Source organism: Butyrivibrio sp. (genome assembly GCF_017940685.1).
GTDB lineage: Bacteria > Bacillota > Clostridia > Lachnospirales > Lachnospiraceae > Butyrivibrio.
In genome coordinates this window covers 1-23,732 of sequence record NZ_JAGAYD010000040.1, presented here as the reverse complement: position 1 = coordinate 23,732, position 23,732 = coordinate 1, and the positions used below count along the sequence as shown (strand labels likewise).

Here is a 23,732-nt window from a genome sequence, read left to right as displayed (position 1 = left end):
TGGCGCAGCCAAGGAAAAGATCGACTCCAGAAAGAAAAAGAAACGCACAGTCAACATTGGTGTTGTATGTGCCAGCGGTTTTGGGGTGGCGCAGCTTATGATGGCAAAGCTTAAGAGCCATTTTGCTGATTGGGACATCGTACTCAAGGCATATGGAATAGATGAGATAAGTCAGCACACAGTTTCAAGGACGGACTTTTTTATTTCGAGCATAGCAGTAGATGACCTGGGAGTTGATTATTGCCTCGTCAATCCTCTTATAACACAGAGGGACATTTTACAGATAAGTGTAAAGATCGATGAATATGCATCAATGCCTGCAAGGCAGGAAAATAATGATTTCACAAGACAGCTTGATGAGATCAACAACATTATAACCAGGATAAAGGGTATTATCAGGAGGTATCATCATCTGGTGGTTTCAGAAGATATGACCCATGAATCACTTATAAGGCTACTTGCCGCAGACATTACGGATACATCCAAGGCAGCAGCTGTACTGACAGCAGATATTCTGGCAAGGGAGCAGGTCATGAGCCAGCTCTTTCCAGAGATAGGGATAGCTCTTTTCCACTGCAGGAGCAAGGCGGTAAAAGAGTGTCAGATAGTAACGGCAGGTCTCGATGAAAAGAGCATCTTTAAAGATGAAAAGTTATCAGGAATAAGGGCAGCTCTTTGCATGACAATGCCAGTGGATGACAACAGGCAGCAGAATGCTGAAATGCTGGGGAGGGTGTCAAGCGCTATCATTGAGGACACCAGGTTCCTTGAGTCCATAAAAAGCGGAAATGAGGAGAAGATCCAGGATAAGCTCCAGGAGATATTAAAGTCATATTTCACCGAGCAGCTGGGTAGTCTTTGAATTTGGAGGGATTATGATACTAGAAACCAGGAATATCTTTTTAAACCAAAAGCCAATGGAGAAAGAGGATGTCATCAGAAAGATAGGTGAGATCTTTTCATCCCAGGGGTACACAAACGAGTATTATACTCAGGCAATGCTGGATAAAGAGAAGGTATTTAATACATATATTGGGAATGAGCTGGCAATACCTCACGGAATTGAGGATGCCAAGAAACATATAAAAAAGACTGGCCTTGTGCTTGTTACAGTTCCAGAGGGCCAGGATTGGGGTGCATCAGAAAAGGTCAAAGTGATAATCGGAATAGCAGCAGTTGGGGATGAGCATTTAAATGTGCTCCAGAAGATAGCTATGTGTTTTTCAGATAAAGCCGGAGTTGAGAAACTGCTGACACTTAATGAACAAGAGATCAGTGACCTGTTTGAAGGAGAAGAATAATATGAAGACCAGAGCAGTTAGAATGTACGGAGAAATGGACCTTCGTCTTGAGGAGTTTGAACTTCCCAAGATCAAGGACGATGAAATACTTGTTAAGGTAATAAGCGACAGTATCTGCATGTCAACCTACAAGCTTGCCAAGCAGGGCAAGAAGCACAAAAGAGCACCTCAGGATATCGATGTTAATCCTATCATCACAGGTCATGAGTGCTCAGGCGTGATCGTGGAAGTTGGCGCAAAGTGGAAGGATAAGTACAAGGTAGGCGATAAGTGGGCACTTCAGCCTGCTCTCAACTACCAGGGTAAGCTTGATTCCCCAGGATACTCATATCGCTTCTGTGGCGGAGATGCAACCTACTGCATCATGCCTCATGAGGTAATGGAGCTGGATGCACTTCTTCCTTATAATGGAGAGAGCTTCTATCAGGCTTCTCTTGGAGAGCCTATGAGCTGCATCATTGGTGGATATCACGCAAACTATCACACCAACAAACAGAATTACAACCATGCCATGGGAACAAAGGAAGGCGGAAACATCCTTATCATGGGCGGCTGCGGACCTATGGGTCTTGGCGCAGTAAGCTACGGCCTTAGATTTGAGAATAAGCCAAAGAGGATCGTAGTAACTGATCTTGACGACAAGAAGCTTGAAAGAGCTGCAAAGGTAATCAGCCCTGAGTTTGCAAAAGAAAAGGGCGTTGAGCTCATCTACTTTAACTCATCAGCAAGTGATGCAGAAGAAAAGCTCATGGAGATCACTGAGGGACATGGTTACGATGACGTATTTGTATACGTTCCTGTAAGAAGTGTTGCAGAGATGGGAGACAGACTCCTTGCCTTTGATGGCTGCATGAACTTCTTTGCTGGTCCTACAGACAATCAGTTCAGATCGGAGATCAATCTTTATAACGCACATTACACAAGCACACATATTCTTGGAACCACAGGTGGTAACAACGATGACCTGCTTGAGGCTCTAACCCTTGCTGCAAAGGGCGAGATCAATCCATCAGTTATGGTCACACATGTTGGAGGCCTTGACAGCGTAGCAGAGACTACCTGCAACCTTCCTAATATCCCTGGCGGAAAGAAACTGTGCTATACACAGATAGATATGCCACTTACAGCAATCGATGATTTTGAAGAGCTTGGAAAGACAGATCCTTTGTTCAAAAAGCTTGATGAGAGCTGCAAGGCACACGCAGGACTTTGGAATCCTGAAGCAGAGAAGATCCTCTTTGAGCACTACGGCGTAGAGGTCTGATCAGAAGGGGAAATCCCCACATTTTATTGGCATCATAGTCTCTTGATATCTGGAAGTTCGTGTAATAGTGGAGGCTTATATATGAAGGTATTTGATTATAAAATTACAGACCCTGAGGGTGTACACGCCCTTCCAGCAGGGGGCTTGGTGAAGCTTGCTAAAAGTTTTGATTCGACCATAATGGCGCAGGGTAATGATAAGACTGCAGATGTTAAGCATGTCTTTGGTCTTGTGGGTCTTGGCGTAAAGCATGGACAGACCCTTACCATCAGCTGCCAGGGAGAAGATGAAGATGAGGCAGCTAAGGCGCTTATGAGGTATCTCAAAGATAATCTCTAAGGTGCTATAGATAAGCTCTCCCAGACCCAAGTATCCTTTTTTTCCTCTTAAAGATCACCAAAACGTTTGAAATCCTCTTATAATTCAGCGTTTTGGTGGTTTTTGTGTATAATAAGAGTATGTTTGACATAAAAGAAGAGCTTAAAAAACTTCCCAATAAGCCGGGAGTATATATAATGCATGATGAAAACGACACCATCATGTACGTGGGCAAGGCCATCAATCTTCACAGCCGTGTGAGGAGTTATTTTCGTGCCAATATTGGAAGGGGGCCTCAGATCGACCAGATGGTCAGGCAGATAGCCAGGTTTGAGTACATAGTCACAGACTCAGAGCTTGAGGCTCTTGTACTTGAGAATAACCTGATAAAAGAGCACTGCCCAAGATATAACACCCTCTTAAAAGATGACAAAACCTATCCTTATATTAAGGTGACAGTATCAGAGGATTATCCAAGGATTCTTTTCTCACGTCTTATGAAAAAAGACAAGTCCAGATACTTCGGGCCATTCACCAGCGCTGCGGCAGTTAAGGACACCATAGAGCTTATCAATAAACTATATGGCCTTCGGACCTGTAACCGGGTCCTTCCAAGGGACATCGGCCTTGAGAGACCCTGCCTTAACTATCACATGAAGCAGTGCTGCGGGCCTTGCACTGGAGAGATTTCCAAGGAAGAGTACCGGGAGAGGATAGACAAGGCACTGGAGTTTTTAAATGGCAACTATGCTCTTATCTTAAATGACCTTCAACAGAAAATGGAAAAGGCGTCTGAGGAGCTGGACTTTGAGAACGCTGCTAAATACAGGGATCTGATAGCATCAGTTAAGGTCGTTGCCCAGAAGCAGAAGATGACTGACTCTTCAATGGAAGATAAGGATATCCTTGCAATTGCTTCTGACGACAAGGATGCGGTCATCCAGGTTTTCTTTGTGCGTGACGGACGTCTTATTGGCAGAGAGCATTTTTATATGACCCATGTATCTGAGAATCCACAGAGCGAGATCCTGATGAACTTTGTTAAGCAGTTCTATGCTGGAACTCCCTTCATTCCCAGAGAACTTCTTTTGCCAGAGCCCATTGAGGACATGGATATTATCGAGAAGTGGCTGACCCAGAGAAAGGGCAGCAGGGTTTACATCTCTGTTCCAGAGAGGGGGCAGAAGGAAAAGCTCATGGAGCTTGCAGCACAGAATGCCCAGCTTGTCTTGTCCAAGGATAAAGAGAGGATAAAGAGAGAAGAGGGCAGGACCATAGGAGCCGTCAAGGAAATTGAAAAGCTCCTTGGTATAAAGGGCCTTAACAGAATGGAGGCCTATGATATATCAAATATCAGCGGCTTTGCCAATGTTGGATCCATGGTTGTCTATGAAAAGGGCAAGCCAAAAAGAAGTGACTACAGGAAGTTCAGGATAAAGACTGTTTCAGGACCTGACGACTACGCCTGCATGCACGAGGTTCTGACCAGAAGGCTCCTTCATGGAATTGAAGAAAGGCAGGAGCTGGAGGTAAGAGACATTGATGCCAGGTACGGAAGCTTTACCAAGTTCCCGGATCTGATTCTTATGGACGGCGGACGAGGACAGGTCAATATCTGTCTGCAGGTCCTTGACGAACTTGGCATAAAGATCCCTGTCTGCGGAATGGTCAAGGACGACAACCACAGAACAAGAGGCCTTTACTTTAACAATGTGGAGCTTCCTATAGATACCAGGTCAGAGGGATTTAAGCTGATCACAAGGATACAGGATGAGGCCCACAGATTTGCTATTGAGTACCACAGATCTCTTCGAAGCAAGTCCCAGGTAAAGAGCTCTCTCGATGACATCCCGGGAATTGGACCAGCCAGAAGAAAGGCTCTTATGAGGAGCTTTAAATCTATAGAAGATATCAAAAATGCCAGCGTGGAAGACCTTGCAAAGGTGCCGGATATTCCTGAAAGAACTGCCAGGGAGATCTACGATTTCTTTCATCCTGAAAATGTTTGAACATAAAACTCTTCTATGATAATATGAAGGCGTTGTATATGGAACATATAGAAGTCAGGGGGCAAAAACCTATGTCTAGTGTAAGTTTAAAGAGTATTATCGAGAAACAGAAACTGGAAAACCTTACACCTGAACTTGATATCAAAAAGATCAGGATAAGCCAGCCGGATATCAACAGACCAGCGCTTCAGCTGGCAGGATATTTTGAGCACTTTGAGGCCACAAGATTACAGGTTATCGGTTTCGTTGAATACACATATATGGAGTCTCTTCCTTCAGAAAAGAAGGAAAAGATGTACAGGGAATTCTTATCCTTTGACATTCCTGGCGTCGTATTCTGCAGAGACTTAACTCCTGATCCACTATTTGTAAAGATTGCTGTTGAGGAGAAGGTTCCGGTTCTTATAACCAAGAAATCAACTTCTGCTTTTACTGCTGAGATCATCAGATGGCTCAACGTCAAGCTTGCTCCATGTATTTCCATCCACGGCGTTTTAGTGGATGTCTATGGTGTAGGTGTTCTTATTACAGGTGAGAGCGGAATTGGTAAGTCTGAGACAGCCATAGAGCTCATCAAGAGAGGACATCGTCTTGTATCAGACGACGTTGTTGAGATCAGAAGAGTCAGTGAGGAGACCCTTATTGGTTCAGCTCCTGATATCACCAAGCACTTTATCGAGATGCGCGGCGTGGGAATCATTGACGTCAAGACACTTTACGGTGTATCAAGTGTAAGAGAGACCCAGAACATCGACCTTGTTATCAAGCTTGAGGACTGGGACAAGGATAAAGAGTACGACAGACTTGGACTTGAGGAAGAGTACACAGAGTACCTTGGAAACAAGGTAGTGTGCCACAGGATCCCTATCCGTCCAGGTAGAAACCTGGCTGTTATCTGTGAGTCTGCTGCTGTTAACCACAGACAGAAGGCAATGGGCTACAATGCAGCTCAGGAGCTTTACAACAGAGTTCAGAATTCTCTTGCAAGAAGGAGAAGCGACGAGGACGACGAGTAAAAACAATTACTTATAGAAAAGAGGTTTAGTATGGCAAGATACGTATTTGGGGCAGATGTAGGCGGGACAACAGTTAAGATCGGTCTTCTTACAGAAACTGGTGAAAAGGTGGATTTCTGGGAGATCCCCACAAGAACTGAGGATCACGGATCACAGATCATTCCTGATATCGCTGAATCCATCAGAGCCAAGATGAAAGAAAAAGGCATTGAGGACACTCAGGTTGTGGGAGCCGGTGTTGGTGTTCCTGGTGCTGTTAATGCTGATGGTGTCTGCTATCAGGCAGTTAACCTTGGATGGGAAAAGGTTAATGTTGTAAACGAGCTTCATTCAAAACTTAAACTTCCTGTTAAGGCTGGTAATGATGCCAACGTTGCAGCTCTTGGAGAAGCATGGAAGGGCGGCGGACAGGGCTACAAGAACCTCTGCCTTGTAACACTTGGAACAGGTGTTGGCGGTGGTATCATCGTAGAAGGAAATCTTTTATCAGGTGCCAGGGGTTCAGGCGGAGAGATTGGACATATCCATCTTGTTGATGATGAGCCAGAGACCTGCGGATGCGGCAATCACGGATGCTTCGAGATGTACGCAAGCGCAACAGGTGCTGTAAGGATTGCCAAGAGAGTTCTTGCTGCAACTACAGAGGACAGCGTCCTTCGTGGCAAAGATTTCGAGTGCAGAGATATCTTCGACGCAGCTAAGGCTGGAGATAAGGTAGCAAAAGAGTGCGCTGAGAAGTATGGATACTATCTTGGAAAGGGCATCGCAATAGTTGCTTCAGTTACAAACCCTGAGATCATCGTTCTTGGCGGCGGTGTTTCAAAGGCTGGCGACATGCTCTTTGACCTTCTTATGCCAAGCTTCAAGAAATATGTATTCCCAGGCTGCGGCGATGCTAAGTTTGCTCTGGCTAAGCTGGGCAACGATGCAGGGGTATTTGGAGCTGCACGCCTTGTTATTGGTTAAAGAGGATTTGCGTTGAATAGTGAAGTAATAGAGGGACTAAAAGAACTGGTTCCAGAAAAAGATATATTAATAGATGAACTTATGAGCAGGCACACCACCTTTAGGACTGGTGGGCCTGCCAGCTTATTTTTACGGCCAGAAGATGAGGAAGGGGCTCTTAAGGCTGTCAGGTACTTAAGGCAGAAGGGTCAGCCTTTCTTTATCCTTGGTAATGGCAGTAACCTTCTTGTTTCTGATAAAGGGTACCACGGAGTTATCATCTCCCTTGAGAATTTAAATGATCTTAGGATCGAAGATGATACCACTGTGGTGGCAGAGGCAGGAGTTCTTAACTCAGCAATTGCTTCTTTGGCAAGGGACAACAGCCTGTCTGGATTTGAGTTTGCAGCTGGGATTCCTGGAACCATCGGAGGCGCCATGATCATGAACGCCGGAGCCTACGGCGGGGAGATGAAGGACATTACAGAGAGCGTAAGAGTCATTTCTCCAGACGGGGGAATTGATATCATCCCAGGTGCTGACTGCGGCTTTGGCTACAGAACCAGCGCCCTTAAACGCGGAGGCTTTGTAGTAACCAGTGCAAAGCTCAAACTTTCAAAGGGAGATCCGGAAGCTATAGCTGCTACCATGAAAGAGCTGGCACTTAAAAGAAAAGAAAAACAGCCCCTTGAGTACCCAAGCGCAGGATCAACATTTAAGAGACCAGAGGGGCACTTCGCAGGAAAGCTCATCGAGGATGCAGGCCTTCGCGGTTTCACCGTTGGCGGCGCCCAGGTATCGGAGAAGCACTGCGGCTTTGTGATCAACAAGGACAACGCCACTTCTGCAGATATCTACAATCTGATCCTTGAAGTTAAGAAAAGAGTTTTTGCAGCATCAGGAGTAACACTGGAACCCGAAGTTATAATGCTTGGCGATTTCTGATCCTGTTACTTATTGTTTTGCCTTGGAAAAGGTGAACTTCATTACTGGAAGGAAGTGCATAATGCGATTCGTCATTGTTACTGGAATGAGTGGTGGCGGAAAGGCCACAGCAATACATATGCTGGAGGATGCAGGTTTTTACTGCGTTGATAATCTGCCGGTTTCTCTCATTGAGAAATTTACAGAACTAATTTCTATGCCCGACAGCGAGATCACCAAGGTGGTCCTGGGAGTTGACGCAAGGGCTGGCCAGAGCTTTGAGGGCGTGGCAGGTATCATTGACTCCCTCAAGGAAAGAGGGACTCCTGTTGAAGTTCTTTTCATGGACTGCAATGACCAGACTCTTATCAAAAGATATAAAGAGACAAGACGTATCCACCCCATGAATGCAGTTGGCGACAGGCTTGAGGATGGAATTGCCAAGGAGAGAGAGGTTCTTTCTGAGATAAAGAAGAAAGCTGACTACGTCATTGACACCTCGAACCTTCTTACAAGAGAACTCAAAGAAGAGCTGGACAGGATCTTTGTAAAGAACGAAGGATACAACTCTCTTATGATAAATGTTCTCTCCTTTGGCTTTAAGCATGGGATACCATCAGATGCGGACCTTGTTTTTGACGTGAGGTTTTTACCAAACCCATATTATATAGATGAATTAAAACATCAGACTGGAAATGACAAACCGGTTCAGGACTACGTCAAGAGCTTTCCTGCCTGTCAGGAATTTGTGGACAAGCTCACAGACATGCTGGCGTTTCTTATTCCGGGATATGTCAAGGAAGGCAAGTATCAGCTGGTGGTGGCAATCGGATGTACCGGAGGCCAGCATAGAAGCGTTACTATAGCCAATGAGCTTTATGAGAGACTAAAGGGTCTTGGAGGAAACTTTGGACTTAAGCTTACTCATAGAGATGTGAAAGATGCCAGGTGAGATATGTCTTTTTCTGCAGAAGTGAAAGAAGAGCTTCTTGGACACACCGCTAATACCAGACATTGCCAGCTTGCTGGCATAGCTGCCATTATCACCAGCATAGGTTATGTGGGTGAGCTGGAGGGCGGAGGAAAGGCGCTTTATTTGCTTTCCGACAACGCTCAGGTACTGAGAAAGCTCTTTACATTATTTAAAAAAGCATTTAATATAGTTACTAGCATTTTGGAAGACGTGCCTGAGGTGCGCGTCGGAGGGCGTATATATAGCCCAGTCCTTACAGATGAGGGACAGGTAGAAGCTGTTTTGATGGCCACAAGGCTCATGGACAATGATGGAAACATCAGAGACTTTGGAGAGGGAGCAAGCCCTCAGGTCGTCAAGAATTCCTGCTGCAAGAGAGCGTTTTTGAGAGATGCGTTCCTTTGCACCGGCTCCATAAGCGACCCCAACAAGGGTTATCACATGGAGTTTGTCTGCAATCATGAAGGACAGGCAATGCTACTTAAGGACCTGATCGAGAGCTTTGATATAGAGGCACGTATAGTACAGAGGAAAAAGTACCATGTTCTTTATATCAAGGAAGGTGCAGGCATTGTAGATCTTCTCAATATCATGGAAGCGCCAATAAGCCTTATGAATCTGGAGAATCTTCGGATCGTTAAGGAGATGCGCAATTCCATCAACAGAAAGGTCAACTGTGAGGTGGCCAATATCACCAAGACAGTCAATGCAGCCACCAAGCAGATAGAGGATATAACTTTCATCAGAGACCATATGGGCTTTAAGGGTCTTCCTGATAATCTTCGGGAAATGGCTGAGGTGAGGTTGGAACATCCTGATGCAACATTAATGGAATTGGGGAAGTTTTTGGATCCGCCTGTTGGGAAGTCTGGAGTTAACCACAGACTGCGTAAGCTATCGGAGCTTGCGGACAGGATGCGATTGTAAAAGGAGGATATTATGATCACAAAATCTATCGAAATCAAGCTGCCAAGAGGACTTGAAGCAAGACCTGTAGCTGAGCTTGTTCAGCTTGCCAGCAAGTACGAGAGCACAGTTCACATCGAGGCTCAGTCCAAGAAGGTCAACGCTAAGAGTATCATGGGAATGATGACACTTAACCTCACATCAGGCGAGGCTGTAACTGTAATAGCAGAAGGTTCTGATGAGGAATCAGCAGTAGCTGATATGGAGAAGTTCTTACAGGGCAACTCACTTAAATAATAGATCCGTAAAATAAAAAAAGCCCTATAAAAGGGAGGATGCCAGGTAAGTTTCCTTACCTGGCATATTATGAAAAAGTTTTTGTTTGGTATTGTCTTAACTCATCTGACAATATTATATTAACAAGCGGATATGTCTAAAAGATGATTTGAAGTAACGATTCTTTTAATTAATTATGAACAAATTGTAAACAACGAAAGCCTTAGAAACATCAGTGTTTCTCGGGGCTTTTTTTAATTACGTTGAGTACTAATCTGTGTAATGATAAAATACAATTAGGTTGTTGTGACACAAATTCTTTGCGAGGATGCATGAAAAAGCTAAAATCCTGGAAAAGTATAAATATAATACTGATATGTTTGTGCATCAATATCATCGGAAGGCAGATTGCCCAGCGCTTTAATCTTCCCTTCTGGCTTGATGCCATCGGAACAATTGCGGTTGCCATAGAGATTAATCCTATTGCAGGCGTTATATGTGGCATGGCCACAAATATCATCGCTTCATCGGGAGATTTTGTCGCCTTCCCATATCTTTTAGTTTCTGCAGCAATCGCTATTACTGCCGGACTTCTTTACCCAAAGAACAATGTAACTCAGTTAAAGATTTTTTCTGCGGCAGTGATGACAGGCCTTGTGGCTGCAATTATCTCAACACCAATAAACCTCAAAATGTATGATGGAAGAACTGGTAATATCTGGGGAGATGCCCTTATGGACATGATCTCAAGAGATGTCCAGGTTCCGATCATCACGTCATTTTTAGGGCAGGCTTTTGTGGATGTTCCGGATAAGGCCTTAAGCTTTTTGATAGTTGTGCTGTTTAGGCCCTTTGTGGAAAAAATAGTGAGAGCCTTTAAGAAAAACGGAATGATAGGAGGACTTGTCCTTATTCTTTTGATACCCTGCTTTTCTGTAAAGGCGCAGGCTTCTGACTTTGATGCTGAATATGCAGGCATCCTGTACACAGAGGACAGTGGTCTTGATTCTGTGGAAGTAAATGCTCTTGCCCAGACAAAGGACGGGTACATATGGGCTGGCACCTACACCGGGCTATATGTCTATGACGGCTATCGCTTTAAATTTAAAAATATAGATGACAGGATCAGGAATATCAATGTCCTCATGATAGACAAAAAGGGCCGCATGTGGATCGGAACCAATGATAATGGTGTTGCCTGCTATGACACTGAGACTAATGAAGTTACATTCTTCTCTATTGACGAAGGGCTGTCCTCCAATGTAATAAAAGCGCTTACCGAGGACTATCTTGGAAATATCTATGTAGGAACAGCCACACAGCTGTGCAGGATCAACTCTGATATGAGCGTTGAGGCCTTTGGAGGAAACAGCTATTACGGAATTGGCAGGCTTGCCAGCAGTGGAAAGACTGTAGCTGGAATAAGAAGTGACGGAAGCGTAGTGGTATTTAGCGACAAGAGGCTTATTTACGTTCTTGGCGGAGACTTTACAACCGTTGCTGCGGAAAATGAAGGAAACTATATTGTTGGCAGCAGTAATAACTTCACAGGAAGGCTGTTCTTTAGCGAAGGTAAGACAGACATTATGTCCAAACAGTACTCCGATGAGCTTACCTACTACAACAAGATCCTCTACTCAAGAGATTATAAAGGGGCATTCTTATGCTGCGAGAATGGTATCGGATTTTTGTCAGATAAGGGTTCTCTTACAATGCTGACTTCTGATGATTTTTCCAGCTCTGTAAAGGATGTGATCATTGATTATCAGGGCAATGTCTGGTTTGCTTCGAGCACTCAGGGTATTAAAAAGTATTCCTGGAATCCTTTTGAGGACATTTTTGCAAGATCTAATGTTTCAGGAACAGTGGTCAACAGCGTTCTTGTAAAGGATGGTCTGTTATATGCGGGAACAGGAACAGGTCTTGTTACCATCGACCTTAAGACCTATTACTCAGTTCCAATACCTCATCCTGAGCTTTTCAGAGGTGTAAAGATCAAGCACATCATGCGGGATAGTGGTAACAACCTCTGGTTTTCTACATATGGAAAAGCAGGTCTTATAAAGATGCTTCCGGATAAGAGCGTTGTCACCTTTGACCGCGATAAGGATGCTGTTGAAGGGGATGTGTTCAATCTAACCTATGAATTGTCTGACGGACAGATACTGGCAGCTTCCAATACAGGTCTTACCTTTATCAAGGATGATACTGTTGTAAAGACACTTGGAGAGTATGACGGCATTACAGAGCAGGTACTATGCATCTGCGAAGGAGAAAAAGGTGTTATCTATGCAGGCTCTGATGGCGGCGGCATATATGTTATCAAGGATGGAAAGGTTGTCAGCATCTTAAATGAAGAGGAAAATCTTAAGACCCTTGTAGTGTTTAAGATAGTCCCATGCACAGGCGGATACCTTTATGTCACCAGCAATGCGCTGTATTACTATGATGGTAAGGCTATAAAGAGGCTTAATTCTTTCCCATACAGCAACAACTACGATGTATTCATCTCCGAATCCGGTAAAGCATGGGTTCTTTCCGGAAACGGAATATATGTTCTTGATGAAAAAGATCTTTTGAATGATGAAGTAACCAGTTATCTGGTTCTCAACAGGAGCAGGGGACTGCACACATCTATCACAGCGGGATCCAACTATGTTCTGAATGGTGAGAGGCTGTATCTTTCATGTACTAACGGCGTAAGAAGGATATCCACCACCAATTATGACTCTTTTAACAACGAGTATGACATAAGGATCGCGGAGCTCAAGGCTGGGGATGCGGTGATACATGAAGAGGACGGAGTATACACGATACCTGCCACTGACGGACGTATTGAATTTACCGTCGCTGTACTTAATTATTCCCTGTCAGATCCGCTGCTGCACATATATCTGAAGGGCGTGGAGGATGAAGGTATCTGGTGCAATCAGACCGATATGCAGACTCTTACTTTTACGAATCTTCCCTATGGAAACTATGAGCTACATGTGGAGGTGCTGGATACTACCGGCACAAATGTTATCCGTGAAGAAGTTTTCAAGGTGTACAAAGAGTCGCAGCTGTTTGAGCGAAGGTACTTCAAATTGTATCTGGCAGCAGTTGTGATCATGCTGATCATGTATGTTGGCTGGCTTATAAGCACAATTATGCAAAGGCTTGGCAGTGTTCAAAAGCTCAAGGAGGAAGCTGGAAGTGACCCTCTTACAGGTCTTTACAATAAGAGAGGGGCAAAAGAAATACTGGTGCCACTTTGCAAAACTGAAACAGGTATCCTTACTATCTTTGACCTGGACAGCTTCAAAGCTGTAAATGACATTTACGGTCATGACATGGGCGACAGAATGCTCATCGAGCTTGCAGGTATTTTAAGGAGAAACTCAGGAGAGAACGACATTCTGTGCAGGATTGGCGGTGATGAATTTATAGCCTTCTTCCAGGGCATGGATGAAAGCGGACTTAGGAATATGAGCACTACCCTTAATGAAGAAGTAGTAAAGCTCGCCAAGAGGCTCATGGGGCAGGACATGGCGATTCCTCTAGGAATATCTATAGGAGCTGTGGAAGTTAACAAAGACGGAAACGTTGAAGAGTACGATCTTCTTTTTAAAAAAGCCGACAGAGCTCTTTACATGGTGAAAAACTCTGGCAAGCACGGATGCCTTTTGTATAATGATGACAGTCTGACCAAGGATTCCAAGTATGATACAGACTATCTCATGAGCCTTGAGGAGCTTCGAAAGATCATTAGCGAAAGAAACGGAAGTGACAAAGCCTACAGGGCTGATGAAGAGAGCATTTTTGATGTATACAGGCTCCTTGTAAGGATCAAGAATGGCGGCATGAGTGATACTGCGCTTTTGCGATACACTATCCGGAGCAAAGACAATAAGGAAGTTTCCGGAGTGGTGCTTGAACAGTTTTATGACATCATAAAAGAGGTCCTTGGATCAACGGACGTATTTTCTCCAGATGGCCACGGCAATATACTGCTTCTGCTCATCGGGAAAAACGTTGAAGATGCAGGCAGACTCTCGGATATAATAATGGAGAAGTGGAGTACTGATCCTTATAGCCAGGACTGCATGATAAACATCGAGAAGGAGATGCTATAAATTGTTACAGACTCTTGTTTTGCTTGTAGATGAAGATAATTTAAAGGACAAAAATGTCAAAGCGTCTGTGGACGAAGTGGCAAGATATGTAAAGGAGTGTGGGTATAACTCATTTGTCGCAACTGACCTTGAAGAGTTTGAAAGCTCTTTTCCCAAAGAGGATATGATAAGTACCCTGGTTGTTTGTGACAGCGGACAAAGCTGCGAAAAGCTCTTAAGTGACGGCTACTACGTGGTAGGAATGAAGCATGAGCTGAACCCTGAGGTGGAATTTAAGGGAGCTAAATATGTCTTTTCCGAAATAGATAATGTAGATATGGACTCCTTCGTGAAGGTGTATCAGAGGTACAGCGGAGAGCCCTGGGAGATATTAAAGACCGAGAGGCTCCTGATAAGAGAAACCACTGTTGATGACGTGGATGAGTTTTACAAGCTCTACAAGGACCCGTCCATGACAAGATTTATGGAGGGGCTCTTTGATGATCCAGAGGATGAAAAGAGATATCAAAGGGATTACATCAAAAAGGTCTATGGCCTTATGGGATTTGGCGTGTGGACTTTAGTAAGGCGTGAAGACGGCGCTGTTATTGGAAGGGCAGGGTACTCAGTAAGGAACGGATTCGACGAAGTGGAGCTTGGCTATCTTGTGGGAAAAGACTACCAGAGGCATGGGTATGCGCTTGAGGCCTGCGCTGCAATCCTTGATTACGGAAGGGATGTCCTGCAGTTTGATGCAGTCCAGACCCTGGTCAAGGCAGAAAACACCGTGTCAATCCATATGTGCGAGAAGCTTGGATTCAAGAAAGAATCTGAGGTTGAGGTAGAGGAGAACATCTACGGAAAAGAGTATAAAGATGGCGAAAAAGTGGCTTTAAATCAGGCTACATTCGGGAAATATATCAAGATGGTAAGAACTTTCTAGGACTGCGTGAGAAAAGTTGACTGAACGCAAAGATTTTTATGGTAATTTTTAGGTTTATCTTGTAAGATAGTAGCTGTAGCGTAGAAATAGCGTAAAGAATGGTGGATATGAAGAGGAGAGACCTCTTACGGAGAGTATCTGCCCTGGAGGAAAGATGAATTCATTAGAAATTTTTAGTCTTGTAGCGGGTTTGGTTGGCGGTCTTGCCATGTTCCTTTATGGAATGAATGTCATGAGCGGAGGACTTACCAAGGCAGCAGGAGGCAAGCTTGAAAGCGTACTTGCCAAGGTTACAGAGCGTCCTATAATCGCTTATCTTTTCGGCGTTGGCGTAACAGCGCTGGTTCAGTCATCATCAGCATCTACCGTAATGGTAGTCGGTCTTGTTAATTCAGGAATCATGACTTTAAAGCAGGCAGTAAATGTCATCCTTGGTGCAAACCTTGGTACAACCTTTACAGCATGGCTTCTTTCACTTAACGCAATCAGCAGTGACAACTTTATAATAAATCTTTTAAAGCCCAAGTCATTTACACCGTTCCTTGCAATAATCGGTATTGGACTTTACATGTTCTCAAAGAGCGATAAAAAGAAAAACGTGGGAACGATACTTCTTGGCTTTTCAGTTCTTATGTTTGGAATGAGCACCATGTCTGAGGCGGTTTCTCCTCTTAAGGACGTGGACAGCTTCAAAAAGATCCTTACAACCTTCAGTAATCCTATCATCGGATTCCTTGTAGGTATCATCTTTACAATGGTCATTCAGAGTTCCGCCGGTACCATCGGTGTACTTCAGGCGTTATCTCTTTCTGTTAAGGTCAAGTACAGCATGGCTATTCCTGTTGTAATCGGCGCAGAGGTTGGAACCTGTATCACAGCTATCCTGTCATCCCTTGGTGCAAACAAGAATGGTAAGAGAACAGCTCTTATGCATCTGTACTTCAACGTTATCAAGGCATCTATTTTCATGATCATATTCTATGCACTTCATGCGACACTTAACTTCGCATTTATGGATGACAAGATCGGAATGGTTGGGATCGCTGGTATCCATACTCTGGTTAACCTTGTGGCAACACCTCTTATGCTGCCATTTTCTGGAATCCTTGTGGCTCTTGCACTTAGGACAATTCCTATTGATGAGAGAGAAAAGAAGGAAGCAGAAGAGCAGAAGGGTATTCAGACTCTGGATCCAAGATTCCTTGCAAACCCTCCATTTGCTCTGGAGCAGGCAAGGCTTGCAGCTATTGCCATGGCTAACATGTCAAAGGATGCCCTTGTTAAGGCTATTGGCCTTATCAATAACTTTGATCCTGAGGTTGCAGCAGATGTCGAATATCTTGAGAGAAAGGTTGACAGCTACGAAGATCACCTTGGAACCTATCTCATGCAGATCAACGCCCATCACCTAGGGGTTAAGGACAGCCACACCCTGTCTGTACTTCTTCACTGCATAACTGACTACGAGAGGATCAGTGACCACGCTCTTAACATCATGCAGAAGGCAACAAGCATGAATGAGAACAAGAGATCCTTTACACCAAAGGCTCAGGCTGAGATGGATATATTCTCATCAGCTGTTGAAGAGATCATGGACCTGTCCATCAAGGCTTTTGAGAATCAGGATGTCAAGACTGCCAAGCAGATTGAGCCCCTTGAAGAGGCTATAGATGGTATCCACATGGAGGTTAAGCGCCGCCATGTAAGAAGACTTCGTAAGGGCAAATGTACTATTGAACAGGGATTTGACCTTTCAGATATTGGAACAGACTTTGAGCGTATCGCAGACCACTGCAGTAATATCGCAGTAGGTATCATTGAAGTTGACGAGGATGCCTATGATGCCCACGGCTATATCCAGCAGCTCAAGGCTGATAAGGCCAAGGATTTCGAGAAGCAAGTTGACTTCTATCAGAATAAATATCTGCTTCCAGCAGTAAAATACTAATTTTTCGGGGAATGTGTTATGAATATCAGAAAGCTGAATCGGCTCGATGCTCTTGTGGAAAAGCAGAGGGACAAGGGCGCTCTTTTGGGTGCAACAATGATCGTGGAGCACAAGGGAAAAAGAGTTTATGAAAACACCTTCGAGCCAGACAGACCAGACAGTATCTACAAGATCTTTAGTATGACAAAACCTGTCACAGCAGTGGCAGCAATGATGCTTTATGAGAGAGGCGAATTAGATCTCATGAGCAAGGTAAGTGACTACCTTCCGGGATACAAGAACTGCAAGGTTGTATCCGCAGAGGGAATTAAGCCAGCTCAGAACCAGATCACCATACGAGACCTTTTGAACATGACCTCCGGAATAGTAATGTCCGGAGATTTTGGCGAAGCAGAAAGACTTATGTCCAAGATCTACAAGGAAGCCAGGATCCAGAGAGAGTCAGGAATCCTTAAGTCCAATGTAGATATCTGCAACAAGCTCTCCGAAGCGGGAGTTGCTTTTGAACCAGGTGAGACCTTCAGATATGGCTATTCAGCAGATATCCTTGGTGGAGTCATCGAGGTAATATCAGGCATGAAGCTCTCAGAGTTTTTCAAAAAAGAGATCTTCACCCCACTGAATATGGAAGACACTGATTTTAAGATCGGTGAGGGAAAAGAGTTCAGACAGGCTGTCCTTTTTAGAAGAGATAAAAAAGGAAAAGTTGTAAGAGCTGAAGATGACGTAAGAAGACGTCTTGAGATGGAAAATCCTACAAAGGATCCATGGTGGGAAAGAGGCGGAGCAGGCCTTTATTCCACAGCAGGCGATTATGCACATTTTGCCCAGATGCTTCTTAACAAGGGCTCCTATCACGGAAAAGAGCTGATAGGCAGAAGGACCATGGAGTTCATGACTTCTCCCCAGCTGACTGATGCTCAGCTTTTAACTAACGACTTTGAGTCCTGCATCGGCTATAACTACGGTAATCTTTTCAGAGTACTCACTGACCCGGCTAAAGCAGCATCCAATGGTTCTATTGGTGAGTTTGGATGGGATGGACTTGCTGGAACATACTTCTTTGTGGATCCAAATGAGGAGCTTATTTTTATCTACATGCAGCAGATTGCAGAAGGCCTTGATTTTAGCTTTTTACGCGGCCTTAAGCAGATCATCTACGGCGCATGCTAAGGTGGTTAGGAGCAGATCATGGAATTTGAGTATATAGAAAAGAAAGATCAGGGTATGTTCATTACCCGTTATGATGTACATTACACCATGGCTGATGGAAACGAGAAGGTCTACGAGATGATCTCGAGGGACCCTGACATCACAGACTACGACAGACTTCAGAACAAAGAAAAAGAAGACGCCGTTGCCATTATCATGCACGATGAGACCGGAGAAAAGATCCTTATCAACAGGGAGTTCCGCATGGCTACTGGAAGATGGATCTATAACTTCCCTGCAGGCCTTATCGATGAGGGCGAAACACCTGAGATCGCTGCAAAAAGGGAGCTCAAGGAAGAGACAGGTCTTGATATTTTAAGGATAGATCAGTGGTGGGGACCTTGCTATTCTGCCATCGGCTTTTCCAATGAAAGAAATGCATGCTGCGTAGGAGTTGCTGGAGGAACTTTTTCTGAAAGCACCTCAGCCCAGGAAGAGATCCAGCCAGGCTGGTACACTAAGGCCCAGATAAAAGAGCTTTTGGAGAAGGAGCCCTTTGCAGTAAGGACCCAGGCGTACTGCTACTGCTGGGTAAACAGTTCAAGGTAAATATATGAATTCAACAAGTGGTGTATACCATGATGAAAGTCATGGAGAAGAACTTAAAAGAGGAATAGCAGGTCTTAACATCTGCGAGGAATGCGGCGGGTTCTGCACTCAGAACGTCCCTTTGATGGAAGGACTTCCAGTAAACATTCAGGTTAGTCTGATGGAGCACTCCCTCCACGAGAGCCTTAAGAAAAACAGCTATCTGTTCAGAGAGGGAGAGGCGGTTGATTCCATATGCATTATCAGGAAGGGAAGAGTTAAGCTGTGCAGATACGACTCCCTTGGAAGAGAACAGATCGTAACGATCCTTGCTGATCACGATATCATCTGGGAGGGAATGTTCCTCGATGGCAGCATTTATCCCTATTCTGCTGTATGTCTTACCAATGCATCTATCTGCCAGATACACAGAGATGACTTCATCAAGGTTGTCAATGATCCGGCAGCAGCCATGAACACTATCATTCTTCTTAGTAAAAAGCTTCATGATGCCAACGAAAGAAACATGCTCCTTTCCACCAAGGATCCAATGGCAAGACTTGCAGGATTCCTTATGTACAGAGTGGACAGAAGTATTGATGAAGACATAATCCTAAAGCTTGATGACATTGCAGCCAGCGTTAGTTTAAGGACAGAAACAGTTTCAAGAAAGCTTAGGGAGATGGAGAAAAAGGGCCTTATCGAAAGGCTCGGACATGCCAGGATAAGAGTACTGGACAGGGATGCTCTAAGAGATTTATATGTATCACAATAAAAAGTTGAGTCACTAGGGACTTGAGGGAAAGGCTTTGGAGTTCTCCAAGCTGCTGAAGAAATAAGGAATTTCATATTAAAGGTAGCAGCACACATTGGACAAAGATATAGTTCCAATGTGTGTTTTTATCAACAAGAGGTGAAAATCATGGCAATAGATAGATTCAACAGACACAGCAAAAGAAGAGATGCCTTCATGCTTCATGGGCCGCTGGCGCATCAGGGCTATGACTGGTGGTGGCATTCATTTACCGCGCAGGATGCGCTGACAGGAGAGGATAAGCCGTTCTTCATCGAGTTCTTTGTATGCAATCCTGCACTTGCGGAGGACGATCCTGTGCTGGGGCAGCTCCCCAAGAATAAGAAAGAGGGAAAGCGCCCGTCGTATCTGATGGTGAAAGCCGGGACCTGGGGCGAAGACGCTTGCCAGCTCCACAGGTTCTTTTCCCTGAAAGACGTTAAGATACACGGTAGCGCGCCGTATAAGATAACAACAGACGACTGCTTTGCGTCCGAGTCCGCCCTGAAAGGGCACATCTCAGTTTCAAAGGAGGCTGCAGCTGCATTTCCTGAGAGAATGAGCGATGCAGGCGAGATCTCTTTTGACCTGGTAATCGACAAGCAGATCGCCTTCAACGTAGGTTACGGTGCAAGCAAGCCCTTAAGGGATGCGGAGGCCTTTGCCATGTACTGGCATGCAGAGGGCATGAAGAGTGCCTATGGCGGAACGATAACCTTCAACGGCAGGAAGTACATAGTTACTCCGGAAAAGAGCTATGGATATGCCGATAAAAACTGGGGTAGAGACTTTACAAGCCCATGGGTGTGGCTCTCCTCAAACTGTCTGGTCAGCAAAAAGACCGGCAAACAGCTAAAGAACAGCGTTTTCGATATCGGTGGCGGAAGACCGAAGATTTACTTTGTGCCGCTGGATCGAAGGCTTCTGGGCGTGTTCTATTATGAGGGAAAAGAGTATGACTTCAATTTCTCAAAGCTGCATCTCCGCGTAAATACTGAGTTTAGTTTCGAGGAAAAAGAGGATGAAGTTATCTGGCATGTAAGGCAGGAAAATATAAAGGCAGTGATGGAAACTGAGGTTCACTGTCTTAAAAAGGACATGCTGTTTATCAACTATGAATCGCCTGACGGGCAAAAGAACCACAACCACCTTTGGAACGGCGGAAATGGATGGGGCACGATAAAACTCTATGACAAAAAGGGCGATGAGCTGGTGCTTGTGGACGAAGTGGAAGCAACGCACATCGGCTGTGAATACGGAGAATACGGAGAGTAAGAGGCATGAGCCACGGACGAAACGTATACAAAGATTTAGATAAAATACCGACGGGGCACGCCAGAGGACAGCTTACAAAGGGCTGCCTTGTTGTCGAGGGCGGAGCATTCAGAGGCATGTACAATCAGGGCGTTATGGACTTCATGATGGAGAATGGCCTGAATTTTGAATGTGTGATTGGAGTCAGTGCCGGAGCCATGGCGGCGCTCAACTATGCATCCGGACAGATTGGAAGATCTGCCAGATGTAACCTGGAGTTCAGACATGATTCAGATTATATCGGTGCGCAGGCCATGCTTCATGCCCACAGCCCCTTGAACATTGATTTTGCCATCAGGCCAAATGAGAAGCTTGGAAAGCTAGATGAAACCACGTTTTACGACCCACAGAGGAGATTCATAGCTGTGGCAACGGACTGTGATACCGGTAAGACCGTGTATTTCGAGAAAGGCAAATGCAAAGACATCTTAAGCGCAATCAAGGCCTCTGCATCAATGCCCTACGTGTCGCCAATGGTAGATGTTGACGGCCAGAGATGCCTTGACGGTGGTTGCAGCTGCCATATTCCCTACAAATGGGCAATTGAGCAGGGCTATGAGAACATAGTTGTCATAAAGACCAGGGAGCGCGGCTACAGGAAGAAAGAGTCCTCGAAGACCTACGCTGAGCGTTTCTACAAGGACAATCCCGAGTTTGCAAAAAAGCTCATGGCCATGGGCACAGACTACAACAAGGAATGCGATGAGATAGACAGGCTTGAACAGGAGGGCAGGATCTTTGTTATTGCGCCTTCCGAGCACGTAACGGTAAAGCGAGTGGAGAGCAACATGAACAAACTGGGGCATCTGTACTGGCTTGGCTACAACGACGCCAAGAACAGCCTTTTTGCGCTTAACAAATATCTGAGGTGACGGCCTCATAAAGACAGGACCCACAGGCACAAATGTCAATGACTTCTCGGTGGCGCTTATGTCACTATATGAAGCATTTGGGTTGCTATATTGAAATACACCAGAAGTGACAGTGCATCAACAATTGTAGTGATAAATGGACTTGCCATTACAGCAGGGTCAAAACCAAGCTTTGATGCCAGCATAGGAAGACAACATCCCACAAGCTTTGCAATAAGAACTACAATAAACAGCGTCAGGCAGATAACGAGAGCAACTGTGATTTGAAGCTTATCGAGAAGCAAAAGCTTTATAAAGTTGGCAGCTGCCAGGGTGAGACCACAAAGAGCAGCAACTCTTATTTCCTTCCATATGATCTTGAACAGATCTTCAAACTCGATTTCCTTAAGTGAAAGTCCACGGATAATGGATACGCTGGCCTGGGAGCCTGCGTTACCGCCGGTATCCATCAGCATTGGTATGTATGCTGTAAGTACGACAAAGGCTGAAAGAGCATCTTCGAAGCCTGTGATGATAGCTCCGGTAAATGTGGCACTGATCATTAGGAACAAAAGCCACGGTATCCTGCTGCGGTAGGTTTCAAAAATGCCAACCTTGGGATAGGGCTTGTCCGATGGCACGATAGCTGCCATCTTTTCGATATCCTCAGTGGCCTCTTCTTCCAGGATGTCCACTACGTCATCGATGGTGATGATACCAACCATGCGGGACTCGTTGTCCACAACAGGCATGGCAGTAAAGCCATATTTCTGGAAGGTTCTTGCTGCTTCCTCCTGGTCGGTCATGGTTCCGATGCTGATGACATTGGTGTTCATGATGTCGCCAATTATGTCGTCAGGGGACATGATAAGGAGGTATCTAAGAGCAACAGTTCCTACAAGGACTTTCTGCTTGGTTACGACATAGCATATGTTGATGGTCTCTGAGTCAACACCTTTTTTCCTGATACGCTCAATTGCGTCGGCTACAGTCATGTCTTCCCTAAGGTCAACATATTCCACGGTCATGATAGATCCGGCGGAGTCCTCAGGGTACTGCAAAAGGTGATTGATATCAGCGCGTGTTTCCGGACTTGCGTTGGCCAGGATACGCTTAACAACGCTGGCAGGCATTTCTTCCAAAATGTCTGTAGCGTCATCGGCCATCAGATTTTCAATAATATTGGATGCTTCTTTATCAGACATGGATCTGATGATGTACTGCTGTACATCTGCTTCCAGATCCGCAAAGACGTCAGCTGCCATATCCTTGGGAAGTATCCTGAACATCTTAAGGGAATCTTCCTCTTCCATCTCACTCATAGCTGCAGCGATATCTGTAGTATTCATGTCAGAGATGGTCTGGCGAAGCTTGGTATACTGCCTTGAAGACAGCAGTTCTTTAAGAATGACTGGTAGAGTCTTCTCTTCTTCTAATTCCATGATAATCTCCTTTGTATGTGGTTTTTATTGTACTTCGACCTGGAGCAGAATCGCTGCTGCATATATGCGTATCTGACTTCATAAAAACCACCACCTTTCATTAGGAGATTAGTGGGCTACTGCGCCACCTCTCTTACTTTAGCACAATTCAAAAAAGCATTACAACCCCAAATATATCCTGGAAATAAAATTTCTAAACTTAGTATTAAATATTGAAATTTTCTTTGCCATTTTCGAAAACGTATTCGTATAATGGGTTGTGAATTGATAATGATAAGAGATGTTCATTATTTTTCGAGGAGGAAAAGAAAAATGAAAAAGACTATCGCAATGATGATGACTGGACTTATGGTTCTTTCACTTACAGCCTGTGGAAGCGGAGCAGCTACCACTGAGCCTGCATCTACCGCAGAAACACCTACGGAAGCAGCTATTGAGGCAACCACTGAGGAAACAGCAGAAATTGCAAATCCCTGGAGAGAAGCAACAGAAGAAGAGTGCAATCAGCTTGCAGGAAATGGCTTTAGTGCTCCAGATGGTGCATCCAATGTAAAGTGGAGCATCATGGATACTGGTGAAGAGTACAGAGAGCTAGTTCAGATGTGCTTTGATCTTGATGGCCTTAGTTTTACAGCAAGACAGCAGAATACAGGTGATGAGCCGCAGGATATTTCA

General features: G+C 44.8%; 20 protein-coding genes and 1 pseudogene. 20 read left to right on the top strand and 1 reads right to left on the bottom strand.

What is annotated here, in order from left to right; all coding sequences use genetic code 11:
• From J6I68_RS02990 to J6I68_RS02900, 19 genes are all read left to right on the top strand, one after another.
• Positions 1–862: PTS sugar transporter subunit IIA (locus tag J6I68_RS02990; RefSeq protein ID WP_292217253.1), on the top strand; the 862-nt coding region annotated here is incomplete at its 5' end.
• 13 nt (positions 863–875) lie between these two features.
• Positions 876–1,301, top strand: a complete 426-nt coding sequence (locus tag J6I68_RS02985) for a PTS sugar transporter subunit IIA (protein WP_292217252.1) — start codon at positions 876–878, stop codon at positions 1,299–1,301.
• A 1-nt stretch (position 1,302) separates the two neighbouring features.
• Positions 1,303–2,565: a zinc-binding dehydrogenase gene (locus tag J6I68_RS02980; RefSeq protein WP_292217251.1), complete on the top strand. Its 1,263-nt coding sequence runs from the start codon at positions 1,303–1,305 to the stop codon at positions 2,563–2,565.
• 81 nt (positions 2,566–2,646) lie between these two features.
• Positions 2,647–2,904 (top strand): HPr family phosphocarrier protein, encoded by a 258-nt coding sequence (locus J6I68_RS02975; protein WP_292217250.1) that lies wholly within the window; start codon positions 2,647–2,649, stop codon positions 2,902–2,904.
• Positions 2,905–3,023: 119 nt separating this feature from the next.
• Entirely contained in the window at positions 3,024–4,892 is a 1,869-nt protein-coding gene (gene uvrC, locus J6I68_RS02970; RefSeq protein ID WP_292217255.1) for an excinuclease ABC subunit UvrC, read from the top strand.
• A 71-nt stretch (positions 4,893–4,963) separates the two neighbouring features.
• A complete protein-coding gene (gene hprK, locus J6I68_RS02965; protein ID WP_292205948.1) occupies positions 4,964–5,908 on the top strand; it encodes an HPr(Ser) kinase/phosphatase in 945 nt (314 codons plus the stop codon).
• A 30-nt stretch (positions 5,909–5,938) separates the two neighbouring features.
• The gene (locus J6I68_RS02960) at positions 5,939–6,874 is read left to right on the top strand and encodes an ROK family glucokinase (protein WP_292217249.1); all 936 of its coding nucleotides are present in this window, start codon (positions 5,939–5,941) and stop codon (positions 6,872–6,874) included.
• A 12-nt stretch (positions 6,875–6,886) separates the two neighbouring features.
• Positions 6,887–7,798, top strand: coding sequence for a UDP-N-acetylmuramate dehydrogenase (murB, locus tag J6I68_RS02955; protein ID WP_292217248.1), 912 nt, complete (start codon positions 6,887–6,889; stop codon positions 7,796–7,798).
• A gap of 61 nt (positions 7,799–7,859) precedes the next feature.
• A complete protein-coding gene (rapZ, locus tag J6I68_RS02950; protein ID WP_292217247.1) occupies positions 7,860–8,729 on the top strand; it encodes an RNase adapter RapZ in 870 nt (289 codons plus the stop codon).
• Positions 8,730–8,732: 3 nt separating this feature from the next.
• Positions 8,733–9,677: a DNA-binding protein WhiA gene (whiA, locus tag J6I68_RS02945; RefSeq protein ID WP_292217246.1), complete on the top strand. Its 945-nt coding sequence runs from the start codon at positions 8,733–8,735 to the stop codon at positions 9,675–9,677.
• Positions 9,678–9,689: 12 nt separating this feature from the next.
• Entirely contained in the window at positions 9,690–9,953 is a 264-nt protein-coding gene (locus J6I68_RS02940; protein ID WP_292205937.1) for an HPr family phosphocarrier protein, read from the top strand.
• A gap of 311 nt (positions 9,954–10,264) precedes the next feature.
• Positions 10,265–14,047: a ligand-binding sensor domain-containing protein gene (locus tag J6I68_RS02935; protein WP_292217245.1), complete on the top strand. Its 3,783-nt coding sequence runs from the start codon at positions 10,265–10,267 to the stop codon at positions 14,045–14,047.
• Position 14,048: 1 nt separating this feature from the next.
• Entirely contained in the window at positions 14,049–14,969 is a 921-nt protein-coding gene (locus J6I68_RS02930) for a GNAT family N-acetyltransferase (protein WP_292217244.1), read from the top strand.
• Positions 14,970–15,123: 154 nt separating this feature from the next.
• Entirely contained in the window at positions 15,124–16,917 is a 1,794-nt protein-coding gene (locus J6I68_RS02925; RefSeq protein WP_292217243.1) for a Na/Pi cotransporter family protein, read from the top strand.
• An 18-nt stretch (positions 16,918–16,935) separates the two neighbouring features.
• Entirely contained in the window at positions 16,936–18,090 is a 1,155-nt protein-coding gene (locus J6I68_RS02920) for a serine hydrolase domain-containing protein (protein ID WP_292217241.1), read from the top strand.
• Between the two features lie 18 nt (positions 18,091–18,108).
• Positions 18,109–18,678 (top strand): NUDIX hydrolase, encoded by a 570-nt coding sequence (locus J6I68_RS02915; RefSeq protein ID WP_292217238.1) that lies wholly within the window; start codon positions 18,109–18,111, stop codon positions 18,676–18,678.
• 4 nt (positions 18,679–18,682) lie between these two features.
• Entirely contained in the window at positions 18,683–19,432 is a 750-nt protein-coding gene (locus tag J6I68_RS02910) for a Crp/Fnr family transcriptional regulator (protein ID WP_292217236.1), read from the top strand.
• A gap of 147 nt (positions 19,433–19,579) precedes the next feature.
• The gene (locus tag J6I68_RS02905) at positions 19,580–20,725 is read left to right on the top strand and encodes a tocopherol cyclase family protein (protein ID WP_292217234.1); all 1,146 of its coding nucleotides are present in this window, start codon (positions 19,580–19,582) and stop codon (positions 20,723–20,725) included.
• Between the two features lie 5 nt (positions 20,726–20,730).
• The gene (locus tag J6I68_RS02900; protein ID WP_292217233.1) at positions 20,731–21,636 is read left to right on the top strand and encodes a patatin-like phospholipase family protein; all 906 of its coding nucleotides are present in this window, start codon (positions 20,731–20,733) and stop codon (positions 21,634–21,636) included.
• 56 nt (positions 21,637–21,692) lie between these two features.
• Here J6I68_RS02900 and mgtE read toward each other — a convergent pair whose 3' ends face one another.
• Positions 21,693–23,057 carry a magnesium transporter gene (gene mgtE / locus J6I68_RS02895; protein WP_292217232.1) on the bottom strand — a complete coding sequence of 455 codons (1,365 nt, stop codon included), beginning with the start codon at positions 23,055–23,057 and terminating at the stop codon, positions 21,693–21,695.
• 312 nt (positions 23,058–23,369) lie between these two features.
• Between mgtE and J6I68_RS02890 the strand changes: the two are divergent.
• Positions 23,370–23,732, top strand: a pseudogene (locus J6I68_RS02890) (hypothetical protein); the annotation flags it as partial.